Source organism: Nonomuraea sp. N2-4H (genome assembly GCF_045291505.1).
Lineage (GTDB): Bacteria > Actinomycetota > Actinomycetes > Streptosporangiales > Streptosporangiaceae > Nonomuraea > Nonomuraea fastidiosa.
In genome coordinates this window covers 3,562,036-3,578,305 of sequence record NZ_CP147987.1, presented here as the reverse complement: position 1 = coordinate 3,578,305, position 16,270 = coordinate 3,562,036, and the positions used below count along the sequence as shown (strand labels likewise).

General features: G+C 70.7%; 13 protein-coding genes and 1 pseudogene. 8 read left to right on the top strand and 6 right to left on the bottom strand.

The window, feature by feature from the left end:
- Positions 1–66: 66 nt before the first annotated feature.
- Complete coding sequence (locus WBK31_RS16650; RefSeq protein ID WP_378788720.1) at positions 67–870, top strand: SAM-dependent methyltransferase; 804 nt, start codon at positions 67–69, stop codon at positions 868–870.
- A gap of 7 nt (positions 871–877) precedes the next feature.
- On the opposite strand, the gene WBK31_RS16645 is transcribed toward WBK31_RS16650, so the two are convergent.
- Positions 878–1,777, bottom strand: coding sequence for a helix-turn-helix domain-containing protein (locus WBK31_RS16645; protein WP_406675177.1), 900 nt, complete (start codon positions 1,775–1,777; stop codon positions 878–880).
- 368 nt (positions 1,778–2,145) lie between these two features.
- Here WBK31_RS16645 and WBK31_RS16640 point away from each other — a divergent pair, with 368 nt between their 5' ends.
- Both WBK31_RS16640 and WBK31_RS16635 read left to right on the top strand, forming a co-directional pair.
- Positions 2,146–3,927: a hypothetical protein gene (locus tag WBK31_RS16640; protein WP_406675176.1), complete on the top strand. Its 1,782-nt coding sequence runs from the start codon at positions 2,146–2,148 to the stop codon at positions 3,925–3,927.
- Positions 3,928–4,443: 516 nt separating this feature from the next.
- Positions 4,444–4,632, top strand: a complete 189-nt coding sequence (locus WBK31_RS16635; protein ID WP_364057579.1) for a hypothetical protein — start codon at positions 4,444–4,446, stop codon at positions 4,630–4,632.
- Here the strand turns inward: WBK31_RS16635 and WBK31_RS16630 are convergent.
- Positions 4,546–5,115 carry a Fe-Mn family superoxide dismutase gene (locus WBK31_RS16630; RefSeq protein WP_364057405.1) on the bottom strand — a complete coding sequence of 190 codons (570 nt, stop codon included), beginning with the start codon at positions 5,113–5,115 and terminating at the stop codon, positions 4,546–4,548. The two genes, WBK31_RS16635 and WBK31_RS16630, sit on opposite strands and share 87 nt — an antisense overlap.
- Before the next feature lie 230 nt (positions 5,116–5,345).
- The gene (locus WBK31_RS16625; protein ID WP_364051838.1) at positions 5,346–5,864 is read right to left on the bottom strand and encodes a MarR family transcriptional regulator; all 519 of its coding nucleotides are present in this window, start codon (positions 5,862–5,864) and stop codon (positions 5,346–5,348) included.
- A 212-nt stretch (positions 5,865–6,076) separates the two neighbouring features.
- Between WBK31_RS16625 and WBK31_RS16620 the strand changes: the two genes are divergently transcribed.
- Positions 6,077–7,636: a PHB depolymerase family esterase gene (locus WBK31_RS16620; RefSeq protein ID WP_378788724.1), complete on the top strand. Its 1,560-nt coding sequence runs from the start codon at positions 6,077–6,079 to the stop codon at positions 7,634–7,636.
- A gap of 53 nt (positions 7,637–7,689) precedes the next feature.
- Here WBK31_RS16620 and WBK31_RS16615 read toward each other — a convergent pair whose 3' ends face one another.
- The 3 genes from WBK31_RS16615 to WBK31_RS16605 form a co-directional block, all read right to left on the bottom strand.
- The gene (locus tag WBK31_RS16615; RefSeq protein WP_364051832.1) at positions 7,690–8,253 is read right to left on the bottom strand and encodes a DJ-1/PfpI family protein; all 564 of its coding nucleotides are present in this window, start codon (positions 8,251–8,253) and stop codon (positions 7,690–7,692) included.
- 149 nt (positions 8,254–8,402) lie between these two features.
- Positions 8,403–10,040: a lectin gene (locus WBK31_RS16610; protein ID WP_364051829.1), complete on the bottom strand. Its 1,638-nt coding sequence runs from the start codon at positions 10,038–10,040 to the stop codon at positions 8,403–8,405.
- Between the two features lie 44 nt (positions 10,041–10,084).
- Positions 10,085–11,449 carry a glycoside hydrolase family 43 protein gene (locus WBK31_RS16605; protein WP_364051826.1) on the bottom strand — a complete coding sequence of 455 codons (1,365 nt, stop codon included), beginning with the start codon at positions 11,447–11,449 and terminating at the stop codon, positions 10,085–10,087.
- A gap of 394 nt (positions 11,450–11,843) precedes the next feature.
- On the opposite strand from WBK31_RS16605, the gene WBK31_RS16600 reads away from it, so the two are divergent.
- From WBK31_RS16600 to WBK31_RS16585, 4 genes and pseudogenes are all read left to right on the top strand, one after another.
- A complete protein-coding gene (locus WBK31_RS16600) occupies positions 11,844–14,270 on the top strand; it encodes a glycoside hydrolase family 95 protein (RefSeq protein WP_364051823.1) in 2,427 nt (808 codons plus the stop codon).
- 93 nt (positions 14,271–14,363) lie between these two features.
- Positions 14,364–14,489, top strand: a pseudogene (locus tag WBK31_RS16595) (ClpX C4-type zinc finger protein); the annotation flags it as partial.
- Between the two features lie 452 nt (positions 14,490–14,941).
- Positions 14,942–15,163, top strand: coding sequence for a hypothetical protein (locus WBK31_RS16590; RefSeq protein ID WP_406675175.1), 222 nt, complete (start codon positions 14,942–14,944; stop codon positions 15,161–15,163).
- 88 nt (positions 15,164–15,251) lie between these two features.
- Positions 15,252–15,869 (top strand): TetR/AcrR family transcriptional regulator, encoded by a 618-nt coding sequence (locus tag WBK31_RS16585; protein ID WP_364051817.1) that lies wholly within the window; start codon positions 15,252–15,254, stop codon positions 15,867–15,869.
- Positions 15,870–16,270: the final 401 nt, after the last annotated feature.

The window sequence follows — 16,270 nt, the reverse complement described above, 5'->3', positions numbered from 1 at the left end:
CCGGTGCTTGGTAGAACAGGCAAATGCCGAAAAGGCGGCACCCCTCACCCCGACAAGGAGCAGCCCGTGGCCGACGACTCCCCGCTCAGCCGGATCGACACCAGCCGGCCCAGCCAGGCGAGAGCGTGGAACTACTGGTTAGGAGGCAAGCACTACTACCCCGTGGACAAAGAGTTCGCGGACATGCTCGAAAAGCACTACCCCGGCATGCAGGAGATCGCGCTGCACACCCGGGCCTTTCTGCGCCGGGCGGTCCGCCACCTCGCCGAGAACGAGGGTATCCGCCAGTTCCTCGACATCGGCACCGGCCTGCCCACCGAGGACAACACCCACGAGGTGGCCCAGCGCGTCGACCCGTCCAGCCGCATCGTCTACGTCGACAACGACCCGGTGGTGCTGCTGCACGCCCGCGCCCTGCTGACCAGCCACCCCGATGGGAGCTGTGACTACCTGGACGCCGACGTGCGCGACCCCGACGACATCCTCACCCGCGCGGCCCGCACCCTCGACTTCAGCCTGGCCGCGGTGATGATGCTGGGCGTCCTCGGCACCGTACGCGACGACGACGAGGCCTACGCGCTGATCCGGCGCTACATGGACGCGCTGCCGTCCGGCAGCTACCTGATGATCGAGGACGGCACCAAGACGGTCAAGCCGGAGGCGGCGGCCGAAGCCGAGCAGCTTCGCGACGAGGGCCACGTCTACAGCTACGAGCTGCGCACCCCCGCCAGGATCGAGCGGTTCTTCGACGGCCTGGAGCTGATCGAACCGGGTGTCGTGTCGGTCTCGCAGTGGCGTTCCGAGGCGGAGGCGGTCACCGGATCGCCCGACCCGGTGGACGCGTACTGCGGCGTCGCCCGCAAACCCTGAGCGCTGCTCAGCTTGACGGTGTGGCCGCCAGGTCGCGCAGCAGGCCGGCGGTCTCGTCCGGCGGCAGCGCGGCCAGCCCCAGCTCGTCCATCAGGGCGTGGTGCGGCAGCACATCGGCGCTCTTGGTGACGTACTGTGCGGTGGTGAGCTGCTCGATGTAGACGACGTCGGGCAGCTGCTGCTGCGGGAAGCGCAGGATCGTCACCGGGCCGATGCCGCCGGCGATCTCGCTGGAGGTGAACGGCAGCACCTGGATGGTGACGTGGGGCAGCTCGCTCATGCGCGCCAGGTGCTCCCACTGGGCGCGCATGGTGGCCTCGTCGGCGACGCGGCGGTGCAGCGCGGCCTCGTCCAGCACCACCCACAGCTTCGCCGGATCGTCCCCGGTGAGCACGCTCTGGCGGCGCATCCGCACGGCCACCCGCTGCTCCAGCACGCTGCCCGTGGCGCCTTGGGCGATGACCGCCCGCGCGTACGCCTCGGTCTGCAGCAGGCCAGGCACGAGCTGCACCTCGAAGGCGCGGATGAGGCAGGCGTCCTGCTCGAGGCCGAGATAGGGCTCGAACCAGTCGGGGATCGCCTCGCGGTACTCCTGCCACCAGCTCGGCGCGTTGGCCTGCTCCACCAAGGCGAGCAGGCTGGCCCGCGCGCCCTCGTCGGTGACGCCGTACAGGGTGAGCAGGTCGGCGACGTCGCGCACCTTGAAACTCGTGCGGCCGGCCTCCATCCGGCTGATCTTCGAGGTCGAGCCTCGGAGGAGGAACGCGGCCTCCTCACGGCTGACCCCGCGCGCCTCCCGCAGCCGCCGCAACTGGGCCCCGACGAGGGCGCGCAGCGTCGTGGGCGCGGACCAGAGCCCGGTGCCGTCAGTGACGTCGCTCAGGTCGCTCATGTCGGCAGCCGGCATCAATGCTCCCTCGGTGTCAGGCCCTCGCCCACTCCAGCATCGCCCCCATATTGGCACGAACCAACGGCCGCACGATCGGCGATCCGCCGAAGGAGAACGCGCGGGTGCGGCCTGTGCCGGTGGCGATCATATGTGATGTCCGTGGTGCCACGACGTATTCGCCCTTCGCGTTTTTCTCCGGCGGTCCGTGCCTCTTTGGCGGCTTTTGGGGAGTTTTCGTGGTACCGGGTCTGAGCAGGTCTCGATCGCATGTCGAACGGCGGGCGGGGAAGGGCTTCCGCTTCCTGGCGCCGCTTTTTTGAGAGTGGCGCCCGATAAGCTCCGCTCCCGTGTTATCAGCTGATTTATGGCGCTATATCAGGATCGGATTGGTAAGTCTGGTCCTGCTGGGCGCGATCGCGGGCCTCATACTCGGCGACGACGTGCTCTGGGTGGCCGTCGAATGGTCGCCGCCGCCGTACATCGGGTTCTTCCACCGCAGCCCTTACGGCCTCGCCGTCGTCACGGCGCTGCTCGCCGCCGCTCCGGTGAAGGCCGCCGCCCTGTGGATCATCCTGCGTCCCCCGGAGCCGGGGCCGCTCAGAGGGCGGGAACGGGCGCTGCGCCTGCTGCTCTATCTGGCGGTGGCGGACGGTCTCGTGCTGTGGGCGCCGATCTCGTGGATCTCCGACGCGGCAGGCGCGGCCTTCCAGCTCGCGCTATGGGCCGCGATCGACACGCTGCTGCTGCTCGTCATCCGCTGGCGGTCCCGGGTGCTGCGGGCCGTGGCGGGGGTGATGTTCGCGTGCGAGCTGGCCTTGGCGGTGGTGGACCTGCTCGGCTCGCTCGGCCTCACGGATGCCGGATACGGCACCGTCTACACGGTGGGCTCCATCGTGGCCGCCCTGGCGACGACCGCCCTCACCGTCGCCGGGCAGTGGCGCGACGGCCGGTGGAGCCGCGGCACGTTGGGCGCGGGCTGGCTGTCGACGGTCTCCGTCGCGTCGGCGTACCCGGTCTTCTTCGTGGGCGGCTCGGACTTCGAGGGCCCGCTGGTGTGGATCGTGGTCACCGACGTCATACGGCTCACCGGCGCGCTCTATCTCGCGGCGACCGCCAGGGAGATGCCCGTCGCGCCCGTCCCGTCGGCGTCCGGGCGCCGGTCGCGCGGGCGGGCGTACCGGGCCGCCGTGGCAGCCCTGGCCCTCCTGCCGATCGCCGTGCTGGTCCAGCCGGAGGAGCACGCGCGCCGCACCCTCACCGGCGCGGCGGAGGACTGCTACGACCGGCCGGAGTCCGGCGACCTGGACCCGGCGCGGCGCGAGGCCGTGTTCCTGTGCCTGGCGCGCGAGGGCAGCCAGGGGACGCCGCCCATGTTCCCGGACAGCATGTCGGACCAGGCGATCCTCGCGTACGGGCGGGCGCTGTGCCGTACGCAGGACCCCGCGAAGCAGCAGACGCTGCTGAGGGAGGCGGGAAGCCCGCGGGCGGAGTGGGGCGCCGATCCGTGGGACCTCGTCTACGTCTGCCCGGAGATCGTCGGCAAGACCCACCCCGATCTGCTGCGGTCGAGCGAGGAACGGAAGCAGGCGGAGATCGACTACGTCGCCGAGCACAACGCGACGTGCCGCGACCCGTGGCCCAGGACGAAGGGCGTCGTCCAGGCCACCGCCTACTACTTCCTGTTCGTCGACGGCGACCCCGGCTACCTCGTTTACGACCCCGCAGATGAGCAAGGGGAGGGTGGGGACCGGACGATGGACGAGCTTTACCAGAAGGGCAACAAGACGGGGCTCGGGGTGACCCCCACCGCGGTCCTCGTCGGGCACGTCGCCGACGTCACCGGCCTCTGCCTCACGGTCAAAGCCTTCCGCAAGGCGCCGCCGCCCCGTACGGGCGGGTGGGACACCGTGCACGAAGTGCCGATCACGACCCGCGGCGGGCGGCTCACCGTCCCGGAGATGGACGGGGGAGAGGTGGGCGCGGGCGCGCCGATGCCGAACCTCGCGATCAACGGCAAGGGCCGCTACCGGCTCCGCGTGTACGTCCGGGTGACGCGCGGGGGAGAAGAGGAGCACCTGGTCGTGGTGTACCCCGGTTCTTCGAGGAAACGGCTCGACCTGAAGTCGTTGTACGGACGCCGCAACTCACGAGCTCAGGGACAAGATTGATCCGATGGGAACCATCGCCCCTGCTCCTCCCATCACATCTACGGAAGGAGCGAGGAACCGGCCACCCGGTTCCCGCGCGTAGCATCGACAGCGCAGGGGAGGTCACCGAGACGAGGTGAAAGCAACGGGCCGCGACCACGCCCACCACGGCGGCACGACCGCCGGCGGCGCGGCGCGCCCGATCGATCCCTTCCACGGCCGGGGGAGTGGCCACCCCCCGGCGCCGTCGCCCGCGCAGGCGTACGGTCGTCCGGCATTTTCCGAGCGTCCCGAGTCCGAGCACACCGTGAACGTGCCCGGTGCACCCTCCGACGACGGAGGTTCCGCGTTCGACCCGGACCTCTGACCGCGCGCGGCCGGGGGAGCGCGACCCGTTCCGCCGCCGCGTCCACCACGACGACGAGGAAGACAAATCACATGCATCCTGAGGCGTTAACCCAACGCGCGCGCCGCCACGGATGGAAGGTGGCGTCCGCCGAGGGTCCAGTGATCGCCGTTGAGCGCCACCATTGGCGCATGAGGGTCACCTTCACCGGGAAGGCCCCTCAGACGGCCAGCATCACCGGCCCCGACCTCGAGGAGAGCCGGCCCGTCAATCTCCGTCTGATCAATTCGTTGCTACGGGCGAGCCCGGCGGAGTTCGCCGAGCACGCCCACGAGGCGATCATCGGCGAAGGCCAGAACGGCAGTCAGGCACGCACGTGACCGAACCGTCAGGAGGGTGGCCGGGGCCGCTCGGCCCCAGGCCCCGTCCCCTGCGACGACCCGCCGGGAGTCGTCGCGGCGCAGTGAGCGATGCCCGGCGATCGACGACCAGAGCAAGCCCCTCGGCGTGAGTGCCGAGACCGAGATATCCGAGACCGCGCTCATCCGGCGCGGGACTCCGCCGGTGCGGTCCCCGCACCCACCCCCATCCCGCTCCGCGCGTGAGGTGCGGCGTCCGCCCGGCCCCACGGACCGAGCTCGGGCCGGGCGGACGCCGCCGTCTTGAGCCGCGTCAGGTGCCGCGCGCGGCGTCGTAGCGGGCGATACGCCGTTCCAGTCGATGAGGTCGCACAGCTTCTCGACGTCGTCCGGGCGGACGTTGCGGTACTGCAGGTGGCAGGCGTGCTCCCGGGCGTCGAAGACGAGCGGCGGGGTGGTGTTCATGCCGACGTTGCCGTGGTGGTCGTAGACCTGCTCGACCACCAGACGACGGCCGACCGGCTCCCAGGCCGGCACGCCCCAGCCCGAGCCCTGCACGGTCTTCTCCAGCCCGACCAGCCCGCCGAACTCGCCTTCTCACGAGCCTCCGCCGGCCGCTCCAACGTGTCGTTGGCGCCCTCGGCACAGGCGGCGTGATGCACCTAGGGGTGGAGCGCCGCAGGCGGCGGTGACATGCGGGCCTGCGCCGGTGAGGCGCGGCCCGCGGGCGAGGGCTACGGCCTGGTCGGAGGCGGGTTCTCCGCGCTGTGGAGGTCCGGAGGGAGGGGGTGGGCTTCGGGGTGCAGGGCTCGGGCGCACAGCGTGAGCGTCTCGGCGAGCCTCCTGCGGTCCGCGGCGTCGACGTCGGCGAGCATGACGGCCTCGATGCCGTCGAGCGAGCGGTCGCAGCGCTGCAGCTTCCGCAGCCCTTCAGCAGTGAGACGGGTACGCAGGGCGCGCCCGCCGTCGGGATGAGGTTCGCGGGCGATCAGGCCGCGCTTTTCGAGATCGCGGATGACGAGGTTCATCGCCTGCGGGGTGACGAAGGCGATGCGGGCGAGGTCGGCCGACGAGGGCGCGTCGCGCAGGCGTAACTCGCTGAGCGCCATGTACTCGGTGGTCGTGATGCCGTGCCGGGCGAGCGCTTCGTCGAGGCAGGCGCGGATGCGGCGTTCCAGCCGGAACACCAGATAGCTCACGTGGGGCGGCGGTGCGTGCGGCGCGGCGGCCGCGGGGACAGCCGGATCGGTCACCAGCCGACCATATCGTGCCCGGGCGCCGATGTAAGTTTCCTGAACATGTATCAAGGACCTTGATGTCAAGGTACTTGATAACCAGCGGAAACGGCCTTTCTCCGAATGATCGCGTGAACGCGCCTGCCGGGCGTCCATTGACGACGTGCCGCGGCGCTTTTATTTTCCAGCAACCCGGATCCACACGCTGAGACGGAGAAAGGGATCGCGAAATGACACGATTAACCACAGTGCTGGCCCACGCCTGCGCCGCGGCGCTCTTCGCCGTCATGACCGTGGTGGCCGGCTCACCGGCCGCCGCCGCGACCCTGGTCGAGGTGACGAACTTCGGCAGCAACCCGGGCAACATGCGGATGCACGTCTACGTACCGGACTCGCGCCCCGCCTCGCCCGCGATCGTGGTCGCCATGCACGGCTGCGGCGGCTCCGGCCCCGGCTTCCACCAGAGCAGCGAGTTCGCGTCCCTGGCCGACCGGTACGGCTTCATCGTCATCTACCCGACCGCCACCCAGTCGGCCGGGTTCGGCAACTGCTTCGACACCTGGTCGGACGCGGCCAAACGGCGCGGTGGCGGCAGCGATCCCGTCTCGCTCCTGTCCATGATCGACTACGTCGAGCGGACCTACGGGGGCGACCCTGACCGGGTCTACGCGACCGGCAGCTCGTCCGGCGGCATGATGACCCAGCACATGCTCGCCGTCTACCCGGACGTGTTCAAGGCGGGCGCGTCCTTCATGGGCGTGCCGTTCGACTGCTTCGCCGGCGCCTCCGACTACCCGCCGGGCAGCAGCAGGTGCACCGGCGGCAGCATGGACCGCACACCCCAGCAGTGGGGCGACGCGGTACGCCAGGCGTACCCCGGCTATTCCGGCGCCCGCCCGCGCGTGCAGCTCTGGCACGGCACCGCCGACACCCTGGTGCCGTACTCGCTGCTGCGCGAGTCGATCGAGCAGTGGACCGACGTGTTCGGGCTGAGCCAGACGCCGACCTCCACCGACAGCCCGCAGGCCGGCTGGAACCGCAGCCGCTACGCCGATGCGTCCGGCACCGTGCTGGTGGAGGCGTACAGCATCCAGGGCGCGGGCCACGCGCTCCCGCAGTCGGGCATGGCCCGCTACGCCGTCGAGTTCTTCGGCCTGACCACCCAATCGAACGACACCACGCCGCCCACGGCCCCATCCGGGCTCACCGCCTCGGGCACCACCGCGACCGGCACCACCTTGACGTGGACCGCCGCCACGGACGACACCGGCGTGACCGGCTACGACATCCTGCGCGCACCGGGCGCGTCGGGCGGGACCTTCGCCCAGGTCGGCACCTCGGCCACGACCTCGTACGCCGACACGGGCCTGACCCCGAACACGACCTACCGCTACCAGGTCCGGGCGCGCGACGCCGCCGGCAACGTCTCGCCGGTCTCCGACACCGTCCAGATCACCACCCAGGAAGGGGGTCCGAGCGACGGCACCTGCTCGGCCGTCCCGACCGTGCAGTCCGAGTGGGGGAACGGCTACGTCATCCAGCCGCTCACCGTCACCAACACCGGCACCTCGACGATCACCGGCTGGACCGTCACCTTCACCCTGCCCGCCGGGCACACCCTGACCGGTTCATGGAACGCCGACGTCACCACCAGCGGCCAGACCGTCACGGTCAGGAACGTCGGCCACAACGGCACGCTCGCGCCGGGAGCCGCGACGACCAGCGTCGGCTTCCAGGTCAGCAGGCCGAACGGCGACAGCGCCCTGCCGTCCGGCTACACCTGCGCATGACCGCCCAGGGTCACGGCCCCTTGACGCCGGGGCCGTGACCCTGGGACACCCGCCTAGACCGTCACAGCCGCGCCCTCGAGCACCCGCATGAAGGCCCGCGACCATTCCGGCAGGTCAGGCCAGCCGCGGCAGGACACCATGGAGCCGTCCACCACGTCGGGCGCGTCGACGAACGTCGCGCCCGCCAGCTCCATGTCCGTCTTCAGCGGCGGGAACGCCGCCGTCCTGCGCCCGCGCAGCAGCCCGAACGCCGCCGGCACCTGCGGGCCGTGGCAGATCGTGCCCACCGGCAGGCCGCGCTCGAAGAAGTGGCGCACGATCGGTCCGACGTGGGGATCGGTGCGGATGTACTCCGGCGCACGCCCACCCGGGATCACCAGCGCCTGGAACTCCTCCGGACGCACGTCGCCGAACGCGAGATCCACCTGCAGCTGGTGGCCGGGCTTTTCGGTGTAGGCGTCCCACCCGGGTTCGAAGTCGTGCACGACCAGCTTCAGCGCGCGGGTGGTGGGGGCGGCCACGACCGCCTCGTGTCCTCCCTCGCGGAGCCGGAAGACGGGGTACATGGTGTCGAGCTCTTCCGCCGCATCACCGGCCAGAACAAGCACACGTGCCATGGCTCACTCCTTGCTCTCCCTTCGGTTGAGCGTAGTCCGCCTGCGCCGGAAAGGGCAGACCTCGGCCTGGTGCTCCGATGCGATCGACACCGTCGGCCGTCCTCCAGGTGAGGCGGTGGCTTCCGCTCTGGTTCTCTGACGGGAACGCGTCATGAGATGCGGGACCAGCGCTGGTTGGCCGCACCCGTGCACGTCCAGATCTGCAGCCGGCTGCCGTTCGCGGTGGCGTTGCCCGCCACGTCCAGGCATTTGCCCGCGCCCACCGCCGTGATGGTGCCGTCGTCGTTGAAGCGCCACTTCTGGTTGTCCTGGCCGTTGCAGTCCCAGATGATGACCGCGGTGCCATCGGCGGTGCCGGCCTGCTCGACGTCCAGGCACTTGCCGCCGTAGACGCGCAGCTCGCCGTCGGCGGTCACGGTCCACTGCTGGTTGGCCTGCTGGTGGCAGTCCCAGATGATCACGGGGGTGCCGTTGGCCTGGGAGGCTTCGGTCACGTCGAGGCAGCGGCCCGAGCCCGCCCCTTGAATGCGGACGGGCGGCGGGGCCGGGGTGCCGCCGCTGACGCGGAACACGGCGGTGCCGTGCGCCGGCACCGTCGCCGAAATGGTGCCGGTCGTCGTGGTGACGGCGTTCGTCCAGGCGTCGCGCAGCGTGAACGGGCCGCCGGTGAGGCCGATGGCGGCGGCCGTGGTGCTGATCGTGGTGGTGCTGCCGCCCTGGTTGAACAGCGCGACCGCGACGTCGCCGTTGCTCAGCCGCTTGGCCAGCACGCGGCGCGTTCCGTCGAAGCCGACCTGAACGGCCTGCAGGCCGAGCGGGTCCTGGTTGATCGCGATCAGGTTCGCGTTCTTCAGGATCGTCGAGGTGGCGGAGTCCATGTTGCGGATGTCGTTCCCGGCGATCAGCGGGGCGGCCATGATCGCCCACAGCGCGAAGTGGCTGCGCATCTCGGTGTCGTTCATGCCGCCGCGGCCGACGACCATCATGTCCGGGTCGTTGAACTGTCCCGGCCGGGCGTTGCCCGCGAGCGGCACGTTCACGTCCACGATGTTCTTGATGCCCATCGGGTAGCCGTTGGTCTGCCCCGTGTCCCAGGCGTTCGTGATGTCCTCGGTCGTGCGCCAGATGTTGGCGACGTCGCCCCAGTCACGCTGCGGCCCGGTCTTCTCGTGGATGCTGTTGGGGTTGATGCTGTAGAGGATCGGCCGGCCGGTCGCGGCCAGCGCGTCGCGCATCTTCGCGAACGTGCGCACCTGGTCGTCGATGGTGCCGGTGGGGGAGCACCAGTCGTACTTGAGGTAGTCGACGCCCCAGGCGGCGAACTGCCGGGCGTCCTGCTCCTCGTGGCCGAGGCTGCCGGTCGCGCCCGGATAGCTGCCGAAGTACTGTGCGCAGGTCCGGTCGAGCGGCGCCTGGTACAGGCCGAACTTCAGGCCCCTGGCGTGCAGGTAGTCGCCGAGCGCCTTCATGCCGCTGGGGAACCTGGACGGGTTGGCCTGCAGGTTGCCCGCCGAGTCGCGCTCGGGCGCGAACCAGCAGTCGTCGACCACCACGTACTCGTAGCCCAGGTCGCGCATGCCGGAGCTGACGAGCGCGTCGGCCGTCTGCTTGATCAGCGTCTCGTTGATGTTGCAGCCGAAGGTGTTCCAGGTGTTCCAGCCCATCGGCGGGGTGCGGCCCACGCCGTTCTCCAGCGCCTGCGCGGGCGGGCCGGTCACGATGGCGCCCGCCGTCATGGTGAGCAGCATGGTCAGGGCGAGAGAGATGCGCGTTCGTTTCCTGGTCATCGAAGTCTCTCCTCAACGGGGGGTACGGGGGCTCGTCCGGCGGTTCACTGGGACGTGAAACGCCACCAGTCGACGTTCAGCAGGTAGCCGCTGCCGCCGGTGAAGCGGAGGTAGAGGTCGTGCGTGCCGGTCGCGCCGGACACCGGGCAGCTGACCGAGGTCCAGCTCTGCCAGCCGCCGGTGCCGGTGACGGTGCAGGTGCCCACGAGGGTGCCCGTGGGGCCGTCGAGCCGCAGCTCGATCCGGCCGCCGTCGGTGGCCGAGGCCACGCGGGCGGTGAAGGAGGACGCGCCGCCGCCGAACGCGACGCCCTTGACCTTGAGGTAGTCGCCGTTCTCGATATAGCCGACGTTCATGCCGCCCTCGCTGGACGGCTCCGTCTCGACGCCCTGGGCCCACGCGGTCGTCTCGGCCTCCTGGCGGACGTACGGGTCGAGCGTGCCGATCTGCGGCGGCCCCGCGGTGGTCATGGTGATCGTGGGGAACGTGCCGTCCGCGTTGTAGCTGAACTTCTCGACGGCCACTGACCTGGTGAAACCACCTCCGCCCGGGAGCGCGCCGTTGTGGTAGAAGAAGTACGAGCCGCCCCGGTAATCGATGACGCCCGGATGGTTGGTGAAGCTGCTGCCCTGGGTCGGCATGATCGTGCCCCGGTACGTCCACGGGCCGGTCGGGGTGGGCGCGGTCGAATAGCCGATGAACTCCGAGCAGCACTCGGCGGCGAAGACGATGTAGTACAGGCCGTTGCGCTTGTAGACCCAGGGGCCCTCCTCGTACAGGGTCGGGCGGTCGGGGTTGCCGGTACGCGTGCCGAACCCGGCGGTGGTGAGCGGGATCTGCGTCGGGGCGCCGGAGTAGGAGATCATGTCGGGATTAAGCCGGACGTACCAGAGGTTGGGGTTGCCCCAGTACAGGTAGGCCTGGCCGTCGTCGTCGATGAAGACGTTCGGGTCGATCTCGTTGTTGTTGACGAGCGGGCGCCCGAGGGCGTCATGGAACGGCCCTGTGGGGCTGTCGGAAACCCCGACACCGATGGCCATCGAGCCGGTGGCGCGGTGGCGTACCGGCACATACCAGTAGAAGCGGCCGTTGCGGTGGACGACGTGGCCCGCCCAGGCGTTGTCGTCGGCCCAGGCGAACGTCTCCAGGCTCATGGGCGAGCCGTGATCGGTCCAGTTGGCCATGTCCGTGGTGGAGTAGACGCGCCATTCGCGCATCGTGAACCACGTGGAGCCGTCCTCGTCGTGGCCGGTGTAGACGTAGAGGCGGCCGTCGTGGACGAGGGGCGCGGGGTCGGCCGTGTAGATGGTCTGCACGATCGGGTTGTCGGCGGCGGCCGCGGACGGGAACAGCACGCTGGGAAGCAGCAGGCCCATGGTGCACAGGACCGTGCGCAGGACGGATTTCACCGATGGTCTCCCTTGTGGCAGGTGCTGTTAGCGCTAACATCAAGCGGGTACGTGAAGCTCCTGTCGCGGAGTACAGCCGAGGGCCTGGGCGGAGTCAATGACGGGATCCGCCCGCCGGTGGGGGCGTCGCGGCGGGCACACCTTCTCGCCTGGCGTTTCGCGCCCGGGGAGATCACGATGCGGCGCCGGCGGGCGTGAAACTTTCAGGGCGGCGCGGCGTTGACGATAGAGATCCGATGTTAGTTGTCGTTCCTTCGCCGGGTGTTTCGGGCGCCGATTTTCCTGTCCGATGCGTGATCGGCCGGTTGACGGGCACCGTCATGCCGCTTTACCTTCCTCCAGGAAGTCGGCGCGCCCCCGTAAGCCCGCGACCCCCAAGGGGACGATCACAGAGATGTCCGATGTATCGCGAAGGCAAGTTCTGAAGTTCGGCGCTGTCGGTGCCGGTGCCGCGATGTTCCCGCTGTCCTGGACGGCCACCGCGAGGGCCGCCGTCGCGCCGCCTCCCGAGGTGCGCGCCGCCCACGACCTCGCCCTCTGGTACGACGAGAGCGCCGGCACCGACTGGCTGCGCGCCCTGCCGATCGGCAACGGCCGCCTCGGCGCCATGGTGTTCGGCAACACCGACACCGAGCGGCTGCAGCTCAACGAGGACACCGTCTGGGCGGGCGGCCCGTACGACCAGAGCAACCCCAGGGGCGCGCAGGAGCTGGACCGGATCCGGCAGCTCGTCTTCCAGGACAAGTGGAGCGAGGCCCAGGCCCTCATCGACCAGGCCATGCTCGGCGCCCCCGCCGGGCAGCTCGCCTACCAGACGGTCGGCGACCTGCGGCTCACCTTCCCCGGCGGCGCCGCCGTCGCGGAGTACCACCGCTACCTCGACCTCACCACCGCGATCACGGGCGTGTCCTACCGGCGGAACGGCGTGCGCTACCGGCGCGAGGTGTTCGCCAGCGCCCCCGACCAGGTGATCGCCGTCCGCCTGACCGCCGACACACCCGGCTCGATCACGTTCTCCGCGACGTTCGCAAGCCCCCAGCGGACGACGCTGACCAGCCCCGACGCGACCACCGTGGGCCTCGACGGCGTCTCCGGCGACATGGAAGGGCTGAAGGGCTCCGTCAAGTTCCTCGCCCTGGCCCGCGCCGTCGCCGAGGGCGGCACCGTCAGCAGCTCGAACGGCACCCTCCAGGTGCGCGACGCCGACAGCGTGACGCTGCTGATCTCCATCGGCTCCAGCTACCGCGACTGGCGCGACGTCAGCGGCGACCACGAGGGCATCGCCCGCCGCCACCTCGACGCCGCCGCGGGCAGAGCGTACGACGACCTCAGAGGGCGGCACGTCGCCGACTACCGGCGGCTGTTCGGGCGCACCACCCTCGACCTCGGCCGCACCGCGGCCGCCGACCAGCCCACCGACGTGCGGATCGCGCAGCACGCGAGCACCGACGACCCGCAGTTCTCCGTGCTGCTGTTCCAGTTCGGCCGCTACCTGCTGATCTCCTCCTCCAGGCCCGGCACCCAACCGGCCAACCTGCAGGGCATCTGGAACGACTCGCTGAGCCCGGCGTGGGACTCCAAATACACGATCAACGCCAACCTGCCGATGAACTACTGGCCGGCCGACACCACGAACCTGCCGGAGTGCTTCGAGCCGGTCTTCAAGATGATCGACGAGCTGGCGGTCAGCGGCGCACGCACGGCCAAGGCGCAGTACGACGCCGGCGGTTGGGTGACCCACCACAACACCGACGCCTGGCGGGGCACGTCCGTCGTGGACGGCGCGTTCTGGGGCATGTGGCAGACCGGCGGCGCCTGGCTGGCCACCCTCATCTGGGACCACTACGCCTTCACCGGCGACCTCGGCTTCCTCCGCGAGCACTACCCGGCCATGAAGGGCGCCGCGCAGTTCTTCCTCGACACGCTCGTCGAGGAGCCGAACCTCGGCTACCTGGTCACCAACCCGTCCAACTCGCCGGAGCTGGCCCACCACCCCGACGCCAGCGTCTGCGCGGGGCCCACGATGGACAACCAGATCCTGCGCGACCTGTTCGACGGCTGCGCCAAGGCCGCCGACGCGCTCGGCGTCGACGCGGACTTCCGCGAGCAGGTCCTCGCCGCCCGCGACCGGCTCGCCCCCATGAAGATCGGCTCGCGCGGCAACATCCAGGAGTGGCTGTACGACTGGATCGAGCCCGAGACCAACCACCGGCACGTCTCCCACCTCTACGGCCTGCACCCCAGCAACCAGATCACCAAGCGCGGCACGCCCGAGCTGCACGACGCCGCCCGGCGCACCCTCGAACTGCGCGGCGACGACGGCACCGGCTGGTCGCTCGCCTGGAAGATCAACTACTGGGCGCGCCTGGAGGAGGGCGACCGGGCGCACGAGCTGCTCCGCCTCCTCGTCCGTACGGACCGGCTCGCGCCCAACATGTTCGACCTGCATCCCCCGTTCCAGATCGACGGCAACTTCGGCGCCACCTCCGGCATCGCCGAGATGCTGCTGCACAGCCACGCCGGCGAGCTGCACGTGCTGCCCGCTCTGCCGCCCGCCTGGCCGAACGGCGAGGTGCGCGGCCTGCGCGGGCGCGGCGGTCACACGGTGGACGCCACCTGGAGGTCCGGCGCGGCCACGGAGGTCCGCATCGCCTTCGACCGCACGGCGACGGTGAACGTCCGCAGCCGCGCGTTCACGGGCGAAGTCAAGGTGACCGACACCGGGACCGGCGACGCCGTGAAGGTCGAGCGCCCCGAGCCGGACGTCATCACCGTGTCAGGCCGCGCGGGCCGCACCTACCGCATCACCGTGACCGGCTGACCGTGTTGTCAGGGCTGCCCTGACGCCGTATGCTCTCGCGTACAGGTGTCAGGGCTAACCTGACAAACGTCTCCGCCGGAAGGGCGCACGCGCATGAGCTCCACTCCTCCGCCCCGCTGCTCGTTCTGCGGGAAGGCGGCCGCCGAAGTCGGCAAGATCATCGCCGGGCCCGGCATCTACATCTGCGACCAATGCGTCGCGGCCTGCAACGACATCCTGGCCGCCGGCGCCGGGCCGTCCCAGCCGGAGATCCCCGAATGGGGGAGCATGTCCGACGAGGAGATCCTGCGCGCCCTGCCCAGGATCGACGCCGTCGGCACCCAGGTCGAGCTCGGCCTGCGCCGCAGGGTCGCCGACCTGCGCGCCCGGGGCGTGAGCTGGGCCAGGATCGGCGCGGCGCTCGGCATCACCCGCCAGTCGGCCTGGGAACGCTTCGCCGACGAGGAGAAGCGCTCCCACGCCGGCACCCCATGACCGCGCACTGCCGCGCGTACGCGTGACCGGCCGGGGCAGCGTCGCCAGTGCCCGCCACGGCAGGTGTAGGTGCGCCCGTTGGAGACGATCCCGATCGCGCCGGGAGAGCCGCAGAAGCCCCCGTCGCCCCCTTCCGCGACGACGCCGAATGCCTGCGCCGGCTGCGCTGCCCCGAACCTCCCGACCGGCGCCGCCGGATGGAGCTCTTCGCCGCCGCCTACGGCCTGCCCTCCCTGGAGGGCCTGGTCGATGCGGTCATCGACGTGCAGCGCGACACCATCGAGCAGGTCGCCCGGCTCGCCGCCGCCCGCATCCAGCAGGCGCGGCGGCCGCTGCTCGAATGGGGCTCGACGCTCCTCGGCGACGCCGAGTTCGCCGCCGCCACCACCGCCCTGCGCCGCGTCCTCGACCGTGCGTGAGCGGTGAAGCTTGCATGTGCCCACCCCAGATGGATAGCGTCCAACCGGAATAAGCGTTCCAGTTCGTTGACGTGGGAGGGCGTTCCAGATGTCGACCCCCAAGGCGGCCCAGCAGCAGCCGCGCCGGGCGGATGCGATACGCAACCGGAACCTCGCCTTGGAAGCGGCCAAGACACTGCTCGTCCGGCCCGGCGCGACGCTCACCGTGGAGACCATCGCCCGCCAGGCCGGGCTGGGGGCCGCGACGGTCGTACGGGCCTTCGGCACCAAGGACGCGCTCATCGACGCGGCCACCGCCGACCTGCTCGAACCGCTCGTCCAGCGCGCCCGCGAGGCACTGACCGAGGACGACCCGGGCGCGGCGCTGCGCGCGTTCCTGCTCGAACTGATCGACTTCCAGGCCGCCCACCGGGTCATGAGCGGGCAGCTCGAGGGCCTGCAGCTCCCCTTGACCGCCACGCTGCGCACCGAGCTCCGCGACGCCCTGCACGCCATGCTCGCGCGGGCGCGCGACGCCGGCGCGATCAGGACCGACATCCACCCCGCCGTCACCACCGTGCTGCTGGGCGAGGCGACCTACGCCATCGCCCGCTCCAGCGAGAGCTCCCCGGAGCTCGCCGCCGGCTTCGTCACGGTCATGATGGACGGCCTGCGCCCGCAACCTGGTAGCGGCGCGCAGGAGCCTGAAGCGCGACCGACGGTGTGACGGCGGCGGCCACGCCCTCCGTCCGCTGCGAGCCGCCCGGTGGCCGCCGGTGAGCGGCGAGGCCGATCACTCGTCGAGAATCGTGACGGGACTCCCGCAGATCCAGCACAGGCGCATCAGGATCTCGTCTGACGGATGTGGCTGCTCGTCGTCCGGATCCCACAGAAAGCCGTGCGTGATCGTCGTCTGTTCGCTGCCCGTGGCCTCGTAGCAGGCCCGGCAAGCGGCGCTCCGGCACTGCGTGCACCGGTACCCCGCTCCGGCAAGGATCACCCGGTCGGCACTCCACGCGAAGTCCGCCGTGTGCCAGGGGTGGCCGCAGTCCGGGTCGCCGCAGGAGGAGGGCGTCACATCGGTGACGGGCAGGACCGGGTAGCCGCAGCGGGCGCAGTGGGTCGGCG

Excerpts from the sequence above, each read along its gene's own strand:
- WBK31_RS16645 (WP_406675177.1), bottom strand. The coding sequence starts at position 1,777 with ATGCCGGCTGCCGACATGAGCGACCTGAGCGACGTCACTGACGGCACC.
- WBK31_RS16635 (WP_364057579.1), top strand. The coding sequence starts at position 4,444 with ATGAGGGTCACCTTCACCGGGAAGGCCCCTCAGACGGCCAGCATCACC.
- WBK31_RS16620 (WP_378788724.1), top strand. The coding sequence starts at position 6,077 with ATGACACGATTAACCACAGTGCTGGCCCACGCCTGCGCCGCGGCGCTC.
- WBK31_RS16615 (WP_364051832.1), bottom strand. The coding sequence starts at position 8,253 with ATGGCACGTGTGCTTGTTCTGGCCGGTGATGCGGCGGAAGAGCTCGAC.
- WBK31_RS16610 (WP_364051829.1), bottom strand. The coding sequence starts at position 10,040 with ATGACCAGGAAACGAACGCGCATCTCTCTCGCCCTGACCATGCTGCTC.
- WBK31_RS16600 (WP_364051823.1), top strand. The coding sequence starts at position 11,844 with ATGTCCGATGTATCGCGAAGGCAAGTTCTGAAGTTCGGCGCTGTCGGT.
- WBK31_RS16590 (WP_406675175.1), top strand. The coding sequence starts at position 14,942 with ATGGAGCTCTTCGCCGCCGCCTACGGCCTGCCCTCCCTGGAGGGCCTG.
- WBK31_RS16585 (WP_364051817.1), top strand. The coding sequence starts at position 15,252 with ATGTCGACCCCCAAGGCGGCCCAGCAGCAGCCGCGCCGGGCGGATGCG.